This window comes from Streptomyces sp. NRRL WC-3549, from assembly GCF_000721935.1.
GTDB lineage: Bacteria > Actinomycetota > Actinomycetes > Streptomycetales > Streptomycetaceae > Streptomyces.
Window position 1 is genome coordinate 60,411 of the sequence record NZ_KL585389.1, and the last position, 993, is coordinate 61,403.

Annotated in this window: 2 protein-coding genes; both read right to left on the reverse strand. The window is 74.8% G+C overall.

The window, feature by feature from the left end:
* Nucleotides 1–701 (reverse strand): M56 family metallopeptidase (locus IH13_RS0107620; RefSeq protein ID WP_031082216.1); only part of this gene is annotated, 701 nt, incomplete at its 3' end.
* A 4-nt stretch (nucleotides 702–705) separates the two neighbouring features.
* On the reverse strand, nucleotides 706–993 hold a 288-nt coding region (locus IH13_RS0107625), incomplete at its 5' end, for a BlaI/MecI/CopY family transcriptional regulator (protein ID WP_031082217.1).

The window sequence follows — 993 nt, forward strand, 5'->3', positions numbered from 1 at the left end:
CGGGAGAGCAGCGCCGTCTTGCCGATGGCCCGGGCCACCACCCGTCGGCTGCCGACCGACGAGGCAGCCTCCTCGTCCGCCCACCGCTCGGCGGTGTAGGCCACCGCCGTCCGCAACGGCCGCAGGAAGGGGTTGGCCCGCGCCGCCAGCTGCACGGTGAGCAGGAAGCGGTGGTGGACGCCCGCCAGGTGGGCCCGCTCATGGGCGAACAGCGCCCTCCGCTCCGCCGGCTCCAGGCAGGCCAGCAACGACGTGGAGACGACGACGCGTCCCCGTCCGCCGGGCAGCGCGTAGGCGTACGGGACGTCGTCGGGCAGCACCGCGACCGGCGTGGGGCGCAACCCCGCCAGTGCACGCCCGGCGTCCCGCCGCACCCGGTGGTGGTGCCACCCCGCCCGGGCGCACGCGGTGACCACCGCGACCAGCAGGGGAATGGCCGCGGTGCCCGCCACCTCGTCGTACGGCACCGCCTCGCGCACCACCGGGTCCGACCACCCGTCGGGCAGGGGGTTGCCCGGCAGCTGGGCCGTACCGACCACCATCAGCAGGGCCAGGCACAGCGTGCTGCACAGCGCCAGTACCGCCGCGACCCCCGACAGCAGCCAGGTCGCGGTGCGCGGGTGCAGACGGTGCTCCGCGAGCCGGGCGACGGGCCAGGCGCTCAGCGGGAGGACCAGGGGCAGGAAGACGAAGACGCCCATGGCCCTACGCTTCCCGTTCGCCGCTCTGGCTCAGCAGGTCTCTCAGCAGCCGTTCGTCACCGGGTGTCAGCGCCGTCAGGAAACTGGCGAGGACGGCCTCGCGGTCGTTCTCGCCGTCCAGGACCCGGCGCATCCGCATCGCCGCCAGCCCCGCCTCGTCCGACCTCGGGGTCCACAGGAACGAGCGGCCCTGCCTCCGCCGCTCCACCGCCCCCTTGGCCTGCAGACGCGTCAGGATCGTCATCACGGTGGTGTAGGCGACGCCGCCCTCCAGCCGCTCCTGTACCCAGGC